Consider the following 15507-nt stretch of genomic DNA (forward strand, 5'->3'; position numbering starts at 1 on the left):
AGCGTATGGGCTCGTGCGCGCGCTTTTCTTGCGTCTCGGCGGAGCGAAGCGGCGATCTCGCAGGGGCGGGCGCACGTCTCCGCCGCCCCTCTCCGGCCCCGCGGTCAGCGGTTGCCCAGGTGTCGTGCAGGTGCCACCCCCCGTCCGGGGCTAGATTCCTCACCGCTTCCGTTTCCCTCCCCTCATCGGGTCGAAGATGGGGCGACACCGTGTCCGCATCCCGAGTGCGGAGACATCCGATCGGTCAGGCGCGCCGAACACCCTGGCGGCGCGCTCGATCGGCGAGCCATCCTGAGAGAGAGGATCGGAGCGCGTGACGGGACCCGAACCCGGAAGCGACCAGAGAACAGCCAGCATCGACCACCACCCCGAGAACCTCCGCCTGCTCCCCTGGCCGCAGGCGGACGCCTCCGTCCTGCGCGACACCCTCGCGCACGCGGGCGGCGGACTCGAGAGCGAGAGCGAGATCCTCGTGCGCCACGACCGCTACCTGCGCGGTTGGGCGGACGGCGACGCGTTCTTCTACGTGGTCGAGCTGGACGGACTCTCCGTCGGCTCCATCGGCTATTGGTACGGCTGCTCGCGCGGCGTCGTCGCCTACGAGGCGGCGTGGAGCATCGCTCCGCACGCCCGCGGCATCACCGCGGACTCCGTGCGGATGCTGCTCGCGGAGGCGGCGGCGTTCCCCGTGCCACGCTTCGTGCACGCCTTCGTGGCGGAGAGCGACCTGGACGCCGGCGCGACCTGCGTCGAGGCCGGCTTCGACCGGATCGACCTCGTCGAGCAGGGCGAGCCGCCGGAGCTCTACGTGGACTGGGCGTTCGACCTGGCCGCCGTGGCCTGATCAGATCCCGTGGCGCTCCAGCCACGGCCGCAGCACCGCGAGGAACTCCTCGGGGTGCTCGAGGCCGGGCAGGTGCGCCGCGTCCTCGAGCACGTGCAGCTCGGCACCGCTCACCTCGGCGGCGAGGTGCTCGCAGACCGGCAGCGACTCCGAGAGGTCGTGCGCGCCCGCCACGACGAGGGTCGGCACGGCGATCTCCCCGAGCCGCTCGCCCGCCAGCCCGGAGGGCTCGATCGGGCGGGGGGCCTCCGCCTCGTGGCCGACGCCCGTGAGCGCGAGCTCCCGGACCCGCGCGAGGAACTCCGGAGCGACGTCGTCCGCGGAGCGGTCGGGACCCACGGCCCAGAGCTCCGCCTCGACGATCGCCGCGGCCTCCCGCTCGCCCGCGAGCTCCAGCGCCTCGACCTCCCCGAAGCGCCGCTCCTCCTCCGCCGTCAGCGCGGGGTAGTCGAAGCCCGCCAGGCCCGGGGCGATCACGACCAGGCCGGTCACCCGCTCCGGATGCTCGAGCGCCAGGTCGAGCGCGAGCGTTCCGCCCCGCGAGCAGCCGACGACCACCGCGCGCTCGACGCCGAGGTGGTCGAGCACGTCCAGGGCGTCCCGGCGCGGGTCGTACTCCACGTCCTCCGTGCTCGTTCCGCCCGCGCCGCGGACGTCGTAGCGGACCACCAGCCGGTCGCGCGAGAGGTCGGGGACGAGCGGGTCCCACATCCGCAGGTCGGCGATGCCCGCGTGCACGAGCAGCAGGGCGGGCGCGGAGGCGTGGCCGTCCGCCTCCCAGTGGAGGCTCGCGCCGGGGACCTCGAGATGCGGCATGCCGCACACCGTAGGCGCGTCGCGCCGGCGCTGCAACGCCCGGCCACTGCCTAGGGTGGAGGCGCGACAGCGGACGGGCCGCGGCGGGGAGGCGGCGGCGTGGAGGGCGTGCTCACCGGCTTCTCGATCATCGGGGTCGTCATCGCGGTCGGCTACCTGATCGCGCGGTTCCGGATCGTCCCGCCCGAGAGCCGGCTGATCCTGTCGCGGATCGCCTTCTTCGTCACGACGCCGGCGCTGCTGTTCACCGTGCTGTCACGGGCCGACGTCTCCGTCCTCTTCTCCTCGTTCCTGCTCGTCTCGCTCCTGACGGTGCTGACCGTCGCCCTGCTCTACGTGCTGGCCTCGCGGCTGCTCTTCCCCCGCCCGCTGCCGGAGACGGTGATCGGGACCGCGGCCTCCTCCTACGTCAACGCCAACAACATCGGACTGCCGGTCGCCATCTACGTGCTGGGCGATCCGCAGTGGGTGGCGCCGACGCTCCTCCTGCAGCTGATCGTCCTCGCGCCGACGATCCTGACGCTGCTCGACGTCTCGACGAGCGGGCGGACCTCGGTCGGCGCGATCCTCACACAGCCGCTGCGGAATCCGATGATCATCGCCTCCGCCCTCGGCCTCGTCGTCGCCCTCACCGGCGTCGAGCTGCCCGCGCCCGTGCTGCAGCCGTTCTCGATCATCGGCAACGCGTCGATCCCGCTGGTGCTGATCGCCTTCGGGATGTCGCTGCGCGGGCAGCGGCCGCTGGAGGCGGGGCCGGCGCGGGTCGAGGTGGTGGTCGCCTCCGTCCTCAAGTCGCTGGTGATGCCGGCGGTCGCGCTGCTGCTGGGGCGCTTCGCGTTCCACCTCGACTCCGAGCACCTCTTCGTGGTGACGGTGACCGCCGCGCTGCCGACCGCGCAGAACATCTTCACCTTCGCCTCGCGCTACGACCGGGGCGTCGCCGTCGCCCGCGACACGGCCCTCGTGACCACGGTCGCCGCGGTGCCCGTGCTCATCGGGGTGTCCCTCCTGCTGGGCTGAGCGGAGCAGCATCCCCGCCTCCCGCTCGGTCCCGGCGGAGGCGCCGGACGGCCCGCGCATCCGCGTCGCGTGTCCCTCGTCCTGGGACGGGGCCGGTGGCGCGGGCCCGGTCGCACTCCGCCGACCGTCGCTTAGGCTCTCTCGAATGAGCACCACCACGTCCGCCGACCGCTCCGCCCGCGGCAGGCCGCGCCGCCGTCGCGGCCTCTGGATCACGCTGATCGTCCTCCTGGTCCTGCTGATCGGCGCCGTCGTCGCGGTGCTCCTCGGCGTGCGCACCTACGACAAGGCGATGACCGTCCGCGACAAGCTGACCGAGGCGATCCCGCTGGTGTCGCAGGTGACGGACAGGCTGACGACGTTCGACACCTCCGGGGCGGAGGAGACCGCGGGCCGGATCGCGACCCTCACCGGCGAGGCGCGCGACGAGACCGAGGACCCGGTGTGGCGGGTGATGGAGGTGGTGCCCGTCCTCGGGCCGAACCTGTCCGCGGTCCGCGCCGCGACCGAGATCGCCGACGACGTCTCCGGCCGGATCGTCACGCCGCTCTCCACGACCTCGCTCGACATCCTCAAGCCCGTCGACGGCAGGGTAGACCTCGCGGCGATCACCGAGCTGTCGCAGAAGATCACCGTCGCCAAGGAGGTCGTCGACGCGGCGCAGACCCGCGTCGAGGGCATCGACCGCGGCCCGCTGGTGCCGCAGGTCGCCTCGGCCCTCGACTCCTTCACTCCGCAGCTGGCCACCGCGACCGCGGCGATGGAGCAGGTCGAGCCGCTCACCGCGATCCTCCCCGACTCCCTCGGAGCGTCCGGTCCGCGCCACTACCTGGTGATGTTCCAGAACCTGGCGGAGTCGCAGGCTCTGGGCGGCGGCGCGTCGTCGGTGATGCAGCTCGACGTCGACGGCGGCGCGATCTCGATCGGCCGTCAGCTGGGCAGCGGCGACTTCCGCGGTCTGGCGCCCGTCACCGTCGACCAGAGCGCGCTCGACACCATCGGCGAGAACATGGCGACGACCTTCAACGTCTCGACCAGCCGCCCCGACTTCCCGACGGCCGCCTCGATCGCCTCGCAGTTCTGGGCGCAGAAGTTCCCCGAGCAGAGGATCGACGGCGTCCTCGCGATCGACCCCGTCGCCCTCTCCTACCTCCTCGGCTCGACCGGGCCGGTGACCCTCACCGACGGCACGGTCCTCACGAGCGAGAACACCGTCTCGACCCTGCTCAACGAGGTCTACTTCCGCTACCCGGAGTCGGTCGTGGCCGAGCGCACCGACGAGTTCTTCTCGGAGGCGAGCGCGACGGTCCTGGGGAAGATCCTCGGCGGGGAGATGGAGCCGACGAAGATGCTCCCGGCGATCGTGAAGGCGGTCGACGAGAGCCGCATCCTCGCCTACAGCTCCGACGCCGACGAGCAGGCGCTCCTCGCGCCCACGCCGATCGCGGGGGTCCTGCCGCAGACGACGACCGACGGGACGACCACCGGAGTGTTCTTCCAGGACGCCTCGGGCGGCTCGAAGATGGACTACTACCTGAGCACGGCGGTCACGCAGTCGAGCGCGGGCCGGTGCGCCGCCTCGGGCGCGGTCTTCACCACCTCCGTCACCGTGACCAACACGATCTCGAAGGCGGTCGCTCGGACGCTGCCCGGCTACGTCGCCGCGGCCGGCGGGCGCGGTGCGTACCCCCTGGGCGACTTCGTCACCAACATCTACGTCTACGGCCCTCCCGGGACCACGGTGTCGAGCGCGGCGTGGGCCGACGGCACCGGCTACGGACCCGAGAGCCTCGACGACCTCGGCCGTCCTGTCTCGAAGGTCGCGGTGCAGCTCTCGCCCGGCCAGTCCGAGACGTTCGACGTGCAGTTCAGCGCCGGCGACGCCTCCGGCTTCGGCGACCAGACCGTGCGGGTGACCCCGATGATCAACCCCACCGCGGTGACGCTGAACGACGAGCCCGCCTGCGGCTGACCGCGCGATCGCGCCCCGAGCACGCCGACCGCTGACGCGCCTCCGGGTCGGTGCTGGACCAGCGCCGAGCACGCCGACCGCTGACGCGCCCCGGGTCGGTGCTAGACCAGCGCCGACCCTGGGATCGAGCTCGTCACGAGCGAGGAGGCGAGGAACGCGGTGGCGATGCAGAGGACGAACCCGATGACCGGGACGAGGAACGCGCGTCGGCCCACGAGGTAGCGCACGACCGTCACGACCACGGCGATCAGCGTCAGCGCGGGGGGCCCGATCAGCGCGATCGAGACGCCCCAGTCGATCCGGTCGAAGTCGCAGGCGAAGTTCTGGCCCTCGCACTGCGCGGGGAAGACCGAGAGGATCGCGGCGAGGTAGCCGAGCACGATCGTGAGCAGGCCGAGGGCGAGGCAGCCGAGGATCGAGAGCACGAGGTCCCAGCGGCGCCGGCGCGGCTTCCCGGCGGCGATGATCTCGCCCACCGAGCGGTAGGCGTCGGATCGGAACTCGTCGTGCGCGGCTCCGGGGCGGGCGGTCGCGGGGCGGGCGGTCGCAGGGCGCGCCGTCGCGGGACGGGCGGCGGGGCGGGAGGCGCCGGCCGAGGCGGCCTCGGCCCGCGCGCGCTTCTTCTTCGACGAGGCCATGCTCAGAAGATCATCGGGCGGTCGTCGTCGAGGGTCGTCTCCAGGTCGAGGTCGACCACCACCGGGACGTGGTCGCTCGGGGCGTCGCCCTTGCGCTCGTCGCGGTGGATCGAGGCGCCGGTGACGAGCTCGCCGAACGCGGGGGAGCCGAGCACGAAGTCGATCCGCAGCCCCTCGTTGCGCGGGAAGCGGAGCTGCTTGTAGTCCCAGTAGGTGTAGCCCTCGGGCACGAGCGGGCGGACGACGTCGCGCAGGCCCGCGTCCTCGAAGGCGGCGAAGGCGGCGCGCTCGGGGATCGAGACGTGCGTGGATCCGGGGCCGAGGCTCGGGTCGCCCACGTCGCTGTCGAGCGGCGCGACGTTCCAGTCGCCGACCAGGGCGAGCGGCAGGTCGGGCTCGGCGGCCAGCCACTCGCGGGTGCTCGCCTCGAGGGCCGCGAGCCACTCGAGCTTGTAGAGGTAGTGCGGGTCGTCGACCGCGCGGCCGTTCGGGACGTAGAGGCTCCAGACGCGCACGCCGTCGACCGTGGCGCCGATCGCGCGGGCCTCGAGCGGGTAGGAGCCGTCGGCCGCCGCCTCCTTCGCGAAGCCGGGCATGCCCGGGAAGCCGATCTGCACGTCCTCCATCGGCAGGCGCGAGGCGATGCCGACGCCGTTCCACTGGCTGAGCCCGACCATCTCGACGTGGTAGCCGGCGTCGGCGAAGGCCTCGTGCGGGAACTGCTCGGGCTTGCACTTGAGCTCCTGCATGGCGAGGACGTCCACGTCCTCGCGCAGGAGCCAGTCGACGACGCGGCCGGTGCGGGCCCGGATGGAGTTCACGTTCCAGGTGGCGATGCGCATCCTGGAAGTGTAGGAGCCGCCGCCGACACGTCTCCTGCGCGTCCTCCGCGCGTCCCGGCGGCCGCGGGCCGGGGGAGTCATCCCCTCGGCGGATTGCGGAACCGGTGTCGGTGGTCGATGGTTGTCTAGCGCCGTCCCGACCGGCCGTTCGTCGCGCCGTCCGGACGCCGCCGTCGCCCGCGCCGTGCGGGCCCGACGGGCTCCCCGGCGCTCCGCGCTCCCCAGCCCGGTCCCCTCCCCTCCCGCTCCTGCTCCGCCCCTCCGGAGGACCCATGATCCTGCTCCGCCTCGCCTCCGCCTACGCGAAGCCCTACGCGCGCTGGGTGGCCGCCGTCGTCGTGCTGCAGCTCGTCGCGACGCTCGCCGCGCTCTACCTGCCGAGCCTCAACGCCGAGATCATCGACCAGGGCATCGGCCGCGGCGACACCGACTTCATCTGGGGCACCGGCATGACCATGCTCGGGGTCTGCGTCGTGCAGGTCGCCGCGGCGATCGGAGCCGTCTACTTCGGCGCCCGCACCGCCATGTCCGTCGGCCGCGACCTGCGCCGCGACGTCTACCGCCGCGTCGACTCGCTCAGCGGGCTCGAGGTCGGCGGCTTCGGCACGGCCACCCTGATCACCCGCGGCACGAACGACGTGCAGCAGGTGCAGATGCTCGTGCTGATGACCCTCAACTTCATGGTCTCCGCGCCGATCATGTGCGTCGGCGGCATCGTCTTCGCCCTGCGCGAGGACGCCGGCCTCTCCTGGCTGGTCTGGGTGTCGGTGCCGCTGCTGTTCGTCGTGGTCGGCTTCCTGGTGTTCCTGCTGCTGCCGCTGTTCCGCCTCATGCAGGACCGGATCGACGGGATCAACAGCGTGCTGCGCGAGCAGATCACGGGCATCCGCGTGGTGCGCGCCTTCGTGCGCGAGCCGTTCGAGTCCGAGCGGTACCGCAAGGCCAACGCGGCGATCACCGAGGTGTCGATCAAGGTCGGCAACATCTTCGTGCTGATGTTCCCCGCGATCATGATGATCCTGCACCTGGCCACCGCGGCCGTGCTGTGGTTCGGCGGGCAGCGGGTCGACGCCGGTCAGATGCAGGTGGGCTCGCTCACCGCATTCCTGCAGTACCTCCTCCAGATCCTCACCGCCGTGATGATGGGCGTCTTCATGGTGATGATGATCCCGCGCGCGGTCGTCTGCGCCGAGCGGATCCAGCAGGTGCTCGACGCCCGCACCAGCCTCACTACACCCGAGGGCGGAGTCCTGACGCCCGCGCGCGGCCGCGTCGAGTTCTCCGGGGTCGTCTTCGGCTACCCGGGCGCCGAGCGCCCCGTGCTCTCGGGCATCGACATCGTCGCGGAGCCGGGCCGCACCACGGCCGTCGTCGGCTCCACCGGCGCCGGCAAGACCACCCTGCTCGGCCTCGTGCCGCGCCTGTTCGACCCGCAGGAGGGCACCGTCACGATCGACGGCGTGCCCGTCTCCTCCCTCGACCGGGCGCAGCTCGCCGAGGTGATCGGGCTCGTGCCCCAGCGCCCCTACCTCTTCTCGGGGACGATCGCCTCGAACCTGCGCTTCGGCCGCCCCGACGCGACGGACGCCGAGCTGTGGGAGGCGCTGCGCATCGCCCAGGGCGAGGACTTCGTGCGGAGCAAGGAGCACGGGCTCGACGAGCCGGTCTCGCAGGGCGGCACCAACGTCTCCGGCGGGCAGCGCCAGCGGCTCTGCATCGCGCGCGCCCTCGTCGCGAAGCCGCGGGTCTACCTGTTCGACGACTCGTTCTCGGCGCTCGACGTCGCGACCGATGCGCGGCTGCGGGAGTCGCTGGCCGACGCCACCACCGACGCGACCGTGATCATCGTGGCCCAGCGGGTGTCGACCATCCGCCACGCCGACCAGATCGTCGTGCTCGACGCGGGCCGCGTCGTCGGCCGCGGCACGCACGACGAGCTCCTCGAGACGAACGCGACCTACCGCGAGATCGTCGAATCCCAGCTGAGCGTCGAAGGAGTGTCCTGAGATGGCGCGCACACGCGACACCACCGCCCCCGAGGAGACGACGTCCCCCGAGCCCGAGTTCGAGCCCGGCGAGGGCGACGGCGGCATGTTCGGGGACGGGCCGCCCGCCCGCAAGGCGCAGAACTTCTGGCCCTCGGCCAAGCGCCTCTTCTCGCTGCTCGGCCCCGAGCGCGCCCGGATGGTCCTCGTGGTCGCCCTGGTCTCGCTGTCGGTCGTCCTCACCGTCATCGCGCCCAAGATCCTCGGGCAGGCGATGGACACGATCTTCAACGGCGTGATCGGCTCGCAGCTCCCCGCCGGCGTCCCGCTCGAGCAGATCATCGAGCAGCAGCGCGCCTCGGGCAACGGCACCTTCGCCGACATGCTGGCCAAGACCGACATCGTGCCCGGCGCGGGCATCGACTTCGTGGTCCTCGGCCGCCTGATCATCATCGTGCTGCTGATGTACGTCGTCGCGTCGGTGCTCATGTGGGCGCAGGGCTACATCCTCAACGGCCTCGTGATGCGGGTGGTCTTCGACCTCCGCCAGGACATCGAGGCCAAGCTCAACCGCCTTCCGCTGCGCTTCTTCGACACCCGGCAGCGCGGCGACGTGATGTCGCGCGTCACGAACGACGTCGACAACATCCAGACGGCGCTGCAGCAGGCCTTCTCGCAGCTGGTGCAGTCGGTGCTCACCATCATCGGCATCGCCGCGATGATGTTCATCGTCTCGTGGCAGCTCGCGCTGATCGCGCTGATCTCGATCCCGCTCTCGGGCGTGATCGCGGGCGTGATCGGCGCCCGCTCCCAGAAGCTCTTCGCCGCCCAGTGGAAGAACACGGGCGCGCTCAACGGCCACATCGAGGAGACCTTCTCCGGGCTCGAGATCGTCCGCGCCTTCGGCCGCGACCGCGAGATGCTCGAGGAGTTCGACCGCCGCAACGACAGCCTCTACACCGCCTCGTTCGGCGCCCAGTTCGTCTCGGGCATGATCATGCCCGCGATGACCTTCGTCTCCTACCTCTCCTACGTGCTCATCGCCGTGGTCGGCGGCCTGCGGGTCGCCTCCGGTCAGCTGACGCTCGGCGACGCGACCGCGTTCATCCAGTACTCGCGCGAGTTCACCCAGCCGGTGACCCAGCTGGCGAGCATGGCGAACATGCTGCAGTCCGGCGTCGCCTCGGCCGAGCGCACGTTCGAGCTGCTCGACGCCGAGGAGCAGGAGCCGGAGACGGCGACCGCGTCGCTCCCGCAGCGCACCGACGGCCACGTGGAGTTCGAGGGCGTCTCGTTCTCGTACGACGCGGAGCAGCCGCTGATCGAGGACCTGACCTTCTCGGCGCAGCCCGGGCAGACGGTCGCCATCGTCGGTCCGACCGGGGCGGGCAAGACCACGCTGGTCAACCTGGTCATGCGCTTCTACGAGCTCACCGGAGGGCGCATCCTGCTCGACGGCGTCGACATCACGAGCCTCGCGCGCGGCGATCTGCGCTCGCGCGTGGGCATGGTGCTGCAGGACGCGTGGCTCTTCCAGGGCACCATCCGCGAGAACATCCGCTACGGGCGCCTGGACGCGACCGACGAGGAGATCGTCGACGCGGCGAAGGCCACCATGGTCGACCGCTTCGTGCGCCAGCTGCCCGACGGCTACGACACGGTGCTGGACGCCGACGGCGGCAGCGTCTCGGCGGGCGAGCGGCAGCTGATCACTATCGCGCGCGCGTTCCTCGCGAACCCGTCGCTGCTGATCCTCGACGAGGCCACCTCCTCGGTCGACACCCGCACGGAGCTGCTCGTGCAGCACGCGATGAACGCGCTCCGCACCGACCGGACCTCGTTCGTCATCGCGCACCGGCTCTCCACGATCCGCGACGCCGACACCATCCTGGTGATGGAGTCGGGCCGGATCGTCGAGCAGGGCGCGCACGAGGCGCTCCTGAAGCAGCGCGGCGCCTACTACGAGCTCTACATGACACAGTTCCGCGGAGGAGGCGACGAGGCGGGCGAGCACGCCGCAGCGGGCGCGCTCCCGAGCGGGGGAGGGGTCGCCCCGTAGAGTAGGCGCGTGACCGACGCACGCCAGCAGCTCATCGAGTACATCGGCTCCGACGCCGTCTTCCACGGGGACTTCACCCTCACGAGCGGCAAGAAGGCGTCGTACTACGTCGACCTGCGCCGCGTGAGCCTCGACCACCGGGTCGCGCCGCTGATCGGGCAGGTCATGCTCGACCTCATCGCGCCGATCGAGCGCGTCGACGCCGTCGGCGGCCTCACGATGGGAGCCGACCCGATCGCCGCCGCGATCCTCCACCAGGGCGCCGCCCGCGGTCTCGCCTACGACGCGTTCGTCGTGCGCAAGGAGCCCAAGGACCACGGCCGCGGCCGGCAGGTCGAGGGCCCCGACCTCGAGGGCAAGCGCGTCGTCGTCGTCGAGGACACGTCCACCACCGGCGGCTCGCCGCTGAAGGCGATCGAGGCCCTGCTGAAGGTCGGCGCCGAGATCGCAGGAGTCGCCGTCGTCGTCGACCGCGCGACCGGGGCCCGCGAGATCATCGAGGACGCCGGCTACCCGTACTTCGCCGCGATCGGTCTGGCCGACCTCGGCCTGAGCTGATGGTCGACGAGGGGGGACGCGGCGGGGGCCCGGGAGGCGGCGAGCACCCGGAGCCGGAGGGCCGCGAGTCCGAGGGCCGCGAGCCGGAGGGCCGCGAGCCCGAGCCTGCTGGATCGGAGACCTCCGAGCCGGAGCGTGCCGAGCCGGAGCGACCCGAGCCGGAGCGTCCCGTCGGCAGCAGCGAGTGGCTGCTCCAGCAGCTCAGCGGCGGCCGCCTGAAGAGCATCTTCGACTCGCCCCGCCCCGTCCCTCCCGTGGAGGAGTCGCGCGCGGAGCGGACGTCCGGTCCTGCTGAGTCCGCAGCCGACGAGGCCCACGCGTCAGCGGAGGAGCGGAGCGTTGCGAGCGAGTCGGCCTCCTCCGCCGACGCGGCCGGACCGTCGTCGAGCGCCCGCGACCGCGACCGCGACAGCAACAGCGACAGCGACAGCAACTCCGACGCGGCGCCGCGCCGTGCCCCTGCCGCTCCGGTCGGCCTGTGGCCGGGGGAGCCCGTGCTGAGCGCGACGCCGGCCGCCGAGGAGGACGGCGGCGACCTCCCGAACCCCGCGGACGACTCCGCTCGGGTGGAGGAGCAGGACGCCGACGCCGACCGCGGAACGGTCGCGGAGCCGGAGCGCTCCTCCGGCCGCGACGGCGTCCCCGCCGAGGGACGGAGCTCTCGGGGCGACGACACGGGAGCCCGCGCCATGGGAGCGCCCGAGACGAGTGCCCGCGAGACGAGTGCCCGCGAGACGGGTGCCGGTGGGACGACTGCCCGCGGGACGAGCGCCTCCGACGCGGACGTGTCCGACGAGGACGACTCCGACGAGGACGCCTTCGACGCGTTCTTCGCCCCCCTCCGCGACGACGCCGACGGCTCCGACGCCTCCACCGATGCCGGCCGCACCGAGGTGCACCGCCGCGGGGCGGACTCCGTGCGCCCGGTCCTGCCGCACACCGACCCTCCCGCCGACCTTCCGACCGCCCCCGCCGGGCTGCGCAGCGCCCACCGGCCGGACGACGAGCCCGATGCCGGATCCTCGACCGACGTCGACCCGGCGGGCCGCTCCGGCGTCCCCTCCCCCGCCGACGGACGCCCGGTCGGCGCGACCCCGCCGACTCCGCGCGAGCAGACTCCGCCCGCCGTCTACGAGTGGCCCGACCCGCGCGGGGACTGGGACCAGCCGCCCGTGTGGGAGCAGGTCGTCGCTCCGCATGACGAGCCCGACGAGGACGGCGGCGACGAGGAGCTGTGGCGCGAGACCGCCGGCGCCTACTCGTGGAACCTCGAGCCGGCCGCCGAGCCCGCCGACCGCGCCGAGCCCGGGCCCTTCCGCACCGCTCCCGCGGCCGCCCACGTCAACGCCGCTCCGCCGCGGAAGCGCCGCTCCGCCCGGTCCCGACCCGAGAGCCGCGAACGCGACTCGGCGCCCGCTGCAGCGCCCGCGTGGCGCACGCTCAGCCGACGCCGGCTCCTGATCGGCCTGATCGCGGCGGGTGCGGTGATCATCCTCGCCGGGCTCTTCGCGATCGGCATCGCCGTCGGGAGCGCCGGCGGCCGAGCAGAGCCGCAGGCCGTCCCGGTCGTCAGCGAGACGCCCACGGCGGAGCCGACCCCCTCGCCCACGCCGACCGCGACCCTCCCGACCGTCGGACCGCTGCCCGTCGGCACCTGGGCTTGGAGCGCGCTCCTCGGCGGCGAGTGCGTCGAGCCCTTCGACTCCGTCTGGGCGGAGGAGTTCACCGTCGTGGACTGCGCGGGGGCCCACTCCGCCCAGCTCGTCTCCGCCGCGGAGCTGACCGACGCGGCGTTCCCCGGCCAGGACGCCCTGGCCGTCACCGTCTCCTCGCTCTGCCAGGCGCAGGGCGTCGTGGACGTCGCCGCGGCCGAGACCTACGGCGACGTGCAGGTCGCCGGTGCGTTCCCCGTCACCCAGGAGCAGTGGGACGCGGGCGAGCGCAGCTACTACTGCTTCGTCGACCGGGCGGGCGGCGGCGAGCTGACCGGCTCCCTCGCCGGCACTCCCTCAGCCTGACGCGCGCCGTCGCTCGGGCCTCGTCGGACGCCGCCGGGCACCGGCCCGGTGCACCCGGCCGAGCCGCGGAGCGCCCAGTAGGATCGCTCGTCGTGCAGGAGAACGAGGCGACCCCCGCGACCGGACCCACCGCCTCCGTGGAGCTCACCACGAACGGCGTCGGCCCCTGGCAGGGGGAGCGGCCCGAGGACGACCGCCTCGACCCGGAGCTGCTGGAGCGCGGCGACGCGCGCAACGTGGTCGACCGCTTCCGCTACTGGCGGATGGACGCGATCGTCGCGGAGCTCGACCGCACGCGGCACCCGTTCCACGTCGCGATCGAGAACTGGCAGCACGACATGAACATCGGCTCGATCGTCCGCAGCGCCAACGCGTTCGGCGCGGAGGGCGTCCACATCGTCGGCCGGCGGCGGTGGAACAAGCGCGGCGCGATGGTCACCGACCGCTACCAGCACGTCCAGCACCACGAGACGGTGGCCGACCTCGTGCAGTGGGCCGCGGAGGCGGACGTGCCCCTCCTCGCCGTCGACAACGTCCCCGGCTGCGTGCCGATCGAGACCTACCGGCTCCCCGAGCGCTGCCTCCTGCTGTTCGGGCAGGAGGGACCCGGCCTCTCGGAGGAGGCGATCGCCGCCTCGGAGGCCGTGCTCGAGATCTCGCAGTTCGGCTCGACCCGGTCGATCAACGCCTCGGCGGCGGCAGCCGTCGCGATGCACGCCTGGGTGCTGCAGCACGTCCGCTTCTGACCCCCGCGAGCCGCGGTGCCGTGTCAGGAGCCGGCGCCCGACCCGCTGCCGGGCCGCCGGGACTCAGACCGCCGAATCCGGCGGGAACTCCGACTCCAGCGGCTCCGACGACAGGAGCTCGTGCACCCCGCTCAGCACCTCGTCCGGGCGGAACGGATAGCGCTCGATCTCGGCCTCGTCGCTGATCCCCGTCAGCACCAGCACGGTGTGCAGGCCCGCTTCGATGCCCGCGACGATGTCGGTGTCCATCCGGTCGCCGATCATCCCGGTGTTCTCGCTGTGCGCGCCGATCTTGTTCATCGCCGAGCGGAACATCATCGGGTTCGGCTTGCCGACGACGTACGGATCCTTGCCCGTCGCCTTCGTGATGAGCGCCGCGATCGCCCCCGTCGCCGGGAGCACGCCCTCGGCACTCGGCCCCGTCGCATCGGGATTGGTGACGATGAAGCGCGCACCCGCGACGATCAGGCGGATCGCCTTCGTGATCGCCTCGAAGCTGTAATTGCGGGTCTCGCCCACGACCACGTAGTCCGGCGCCGTCTCCGTCATGATGAAGCCCGCCTCGTGCAGCGCGGTGGTGATCCCCGCCTCGCCGATCACGAACGCGCTCCCGCCCGGCTTCTGCGACGCGCAGAAGTCCGCCGTCGCCAGAGCGCTCGTCCAGATCCGCTCCTCCGGCACGTGCAGCCCCGACCCGCGCAGCCGCGCCGCCAGATCCCGCGGCGTGAAGATCGAGTTGTTCGTCAGCACCAGGAACGGGGTGCCCGAATCGGTCCACTCCTGGATCAGCTCGGGCGCGCCGGGGAGCGCCTTGTTCTCGTGCACCAGCACGCCGTCCATGTCCGTGAGCCAGGCCTCGACTTCACTGCGGTTCGTCGCCATGGGTCGATGCTATCGGCGGCACCCCCGCGCACGACGGCGGCGACCGGCGAACCGCCCGGCTCCCTCCGCTGACGCCCCTGTGGAGGGACGACCGTCGTGCGCCGGACGGCCGAACCCCGGACCCGCACAGCCTCGAGCGGGATAGCCTGGGAGGCATGAGTGGCGAGAACCTGCTGGGCCCCGAACCGACCCTCCTCCCCGACGAGCCCGCGGTCACCGCGGCCCTCGCGAAGCACGCGAACCCGGGAGCCGTCGAATTCGCCGCCCTCGCCGCCGCCCACCCGCGCTCCCCGCTGGCCTGGGCACTGCTCGCCGACAGCGTCTGGGGCATCGACGCGGCCCTCCCCTCCTACGCCTACGCCCGCGTCGGCTACCACCGCGGCCTCGACCTCCTCCGCGGAGCCGGCTGGCGCGGCCAGGGCCCCATCCCCTGGCGCCACGGACCCAACCGCGGATTCCTGCTCTCCCTCTACGCCCTCCGCCGCGCCGCCGACTCCATCGGCGAGACCGAGGAGGTCACCCGCCTCACCCAGTTCCTCCAGCAGGCCGACCCGATCGCCATCGAGGAGATCGAGCGGTACCACGAGGACGCGTTACCCCCTACCGCCGCCATCATCATCCTCGGCAACGACTAGGCGCCGCCCGGGTGCGGTTCTGGCGGCGTTGTCGTCGGGCGCCGTAGCGCCGCTACGGCTTCCTCCTCCGCCTTGCCAGAACCGCACCCGGACGCCGCCTAGCCCTGTGCTGGTGGGGTGGGCGCCGTGCCTGCGGCACGAGCGCGGGGCGCCGTGCCGGGGGCACGAGCGGCGGCGGGGGGCTTGAGCGGGAGGCCGTGCCTGCGGCACGAGCCTGCTCGCGCGGGAGTGCGGGGGCCGTGCCTGCGGCACGAGCCTGGTCGGGGGGTATGCGGGGGCCGCGCCTGCGGCGCGAGCCTGGTCGGGGTGGAGGAGTCTGGCCGTGGTTGCGGCACGAGCGTGGTGCGGGTGCTGGAGGGTCGGGCCGTGCCTTCGGCATGAGCCGCTTCGGGCGCGGGGGTACGGACGTGCGTTCGGCGCGCGTCCGGCCTCGGGTGGCTGGTGGGTGATCGAGGCGGCGCGCGGGGGCTGCGGCAGGATGGGGGGATGGAC

The 15507-nt window shown here is 72.8% G+C and carries 13 protein-coding genes; 9 read left to right on the top strand and 4 right to left on the bottom strand.

What is annotated here, in order from left to right; genetic code table 11:
* Nucleotides 1-313 precede the first annotated feature (313 nt).
* Complete coding sequence (locus C5C63_RS13425; protein ID WP_104292827.1) at nt 314-844, top strand: hypothetical protein; 531 nt, start codon at nt 314-316, stop codon at nt 842-844.
* On the opposite strand, the gene C5C63_RS13430 is transcribed toward C5C63_RS13425, so the two are convergent.
* On the bottom strand, nt 845-1660 hold the full coding sequence (locus C5C63_RS13430) for an alpha/beta fold hydrolase (RefSeq protein WP_104292828.1): 816 nt from the start codon (nt 1658-1660) through the stop codon (nt 845-847). It lies immediately after the preceding gene.
* Between the two features lie 99 nt (nt 1661-1759).
* Here C5C63_RS13430 and C5C63_RS13435 point away from each other — a divergent pair, with 99 nt between their 5' ends.
* Nucleotides 1760-2680, top strand: a complete 921-nt coding sequence (locus tag C5C63_RS13435) for an AEC family transporter (RefSeq protein ID WP_104222809.1) — start codon at nt 1760-1762, stop codon at nt 2678-2680.
* A 145-nt stretch (nt 2681-2825) separates the two neighbouring features.
* Entirely contained in the window at nt 2826-4652 is a 1827-nt protein-coding gene (locus C5C63_RS13440; RefSeq protein WP_104222808.1) for a DUF4012 domain-containing protein, read from the top strand.
* A 101-nt stretch (nt 4653-4753) separates the two neighbouring features.
* On the opposite strand, the gene C5C63_RS13445 is transcribed toward C5C63_RS13440, so the two are convergent.
* Together C5C63_RS13445 and C5C63_RS13450 are read right to left on the bottom strand one after the other, a co-directional pair.
* Nucleotides 4754-5290 carry a hypothetical protein gene (locus C5C63_RS13445; protein ID WP_104326228.1) on the bottom strand — a complete coding sequence of 179 codons (537 nt, stop codon included), beginning with the start codon at nt 5288-5290 and terminating at the stop codon, nt 4754-4756.
* A gap of 2 nt (nt 5291-5292) precedes the next feature.
* Nucleotides 5293-6132 (bottom strand): exodeoxyribonuclease III, encoded by an 840-nt coding sequence (locus C5C63_RS13450; protein WP_104234384.1) that lies wholly within the window; start codon nt 6130-6132, stop codon nt 5293-5295.
* 272 nt (nt 6133-6404) lie between these two features.
* Here C5C63_RS13450 and C5C63_RS13455 point away from each other — a divergent pair, with 272 nt between their 5' ends.
* The 5 genes from C5C63_RS13455 to C5C63_RS13475 all read left to right on the top strand — a co-directional run bounded on the left by C5C63_RS13455 (nt 6405) and on the right by C5C63_RS13475 (nt 13498).
* Nucleotides 6405-8138, top strand: a complete 1734-nt coding sequence (locus tag C5C63_RS13455) for an ABC transporter ATP-binding protein (RefSeq protein WP_104326229.1) — start codon at nt 6405-6407, stop codon at nt 8136-8138.
* A gap of 1 nt (nt 8139) precedes the next feature.
* Nucleotides 8140-10176 (top strand): ABC transporter ATP-binding protein, encoded by a 2037-nt coding sequence (locus C5C63_RS13460; RefSeq protein WP_104326230.1) that lies wholly within the window; start codon nt 8140-8142, stop codon nt 10174-10176.
* Nucleotides 10177-10185: 9 nt separating this feature from the next.
* Nucleotides 10186-10734, top strand: coding sequence for an orotate phosphoribosyltransferase (gene pyrE, locus C5C63_RS13465; RefSeq protein WP_104222804.1), 549 nt, complete (start codon nt 10186-10188; stop codon nt 10732-10734).
* A complete protein-coding gene (locus tag C5C63_RS13470; RefSeq protein WP_104326231.1) occupies nt 10734-12752 on the top strand; it encodes a septum formation family protein in 2019 nt (672 codons plus the stop codon). The genes pyrE and C5C63_RS13470 overlap by 1 nt, the downstream gene beginning before the upstream one ends.
* A 92-nt stretch (nt 12753-12844) precedes the next feature.
* Nucleotides 12845-13498: a TrmH family RNA methyltransferase gene (locus tag C5C63_RS13475; protein ID WP_104292832.1), complete on the top strand. Its 654-nt coding sequence runs from the start codon at nt 12845-12847 to the stop codon at nt 13496-13498.
* A 63-nt stretch (nt 13499-13561) separates the two neighbouring features.
* Here the strand turns inward: C5C63_RS13475 and C5C63_RS13480 are convergent, their stop codons facing one another.
* A complete protein-coding gene (locus C5C63_RS13480) occupies nt 13562-14380 on the bottom strand; it encodes an HAD-IIA family hydrolase (RefSeq protein ID WP_104225721.1) in 819 nt (272 codons plus the stop codon).
* A gap of 155 nt (nt 14381-14535) precedes the next feature.
* Here C5C63_RS13480 and C5C63_RS13485 point away from each other — a divergent pair, with 155 nt between their 5' ends.
* Nucleotides 14536-15015, top strand: a complete 480-nt coding sequence (locus tag C5C63_RS13485) for a DUF3151 domain-containing protein (RefSeq protein ID WP_104234388.1) — start codon at nt 14536-14538, stop codon at nt 15013-15015.
* Nucleotides 15016-15507 lie beyond the last annotated feature (492 nt).

It is taken from the genome of Rathayibacter sp. AY1B8, from assembly GCF_002932775.1.
Taxonomy (GTDB): Bacteria; Actinomycetota; Actinomycetes; order Actinomycetales; family Microbacteriaceae; genus Rathayibacter.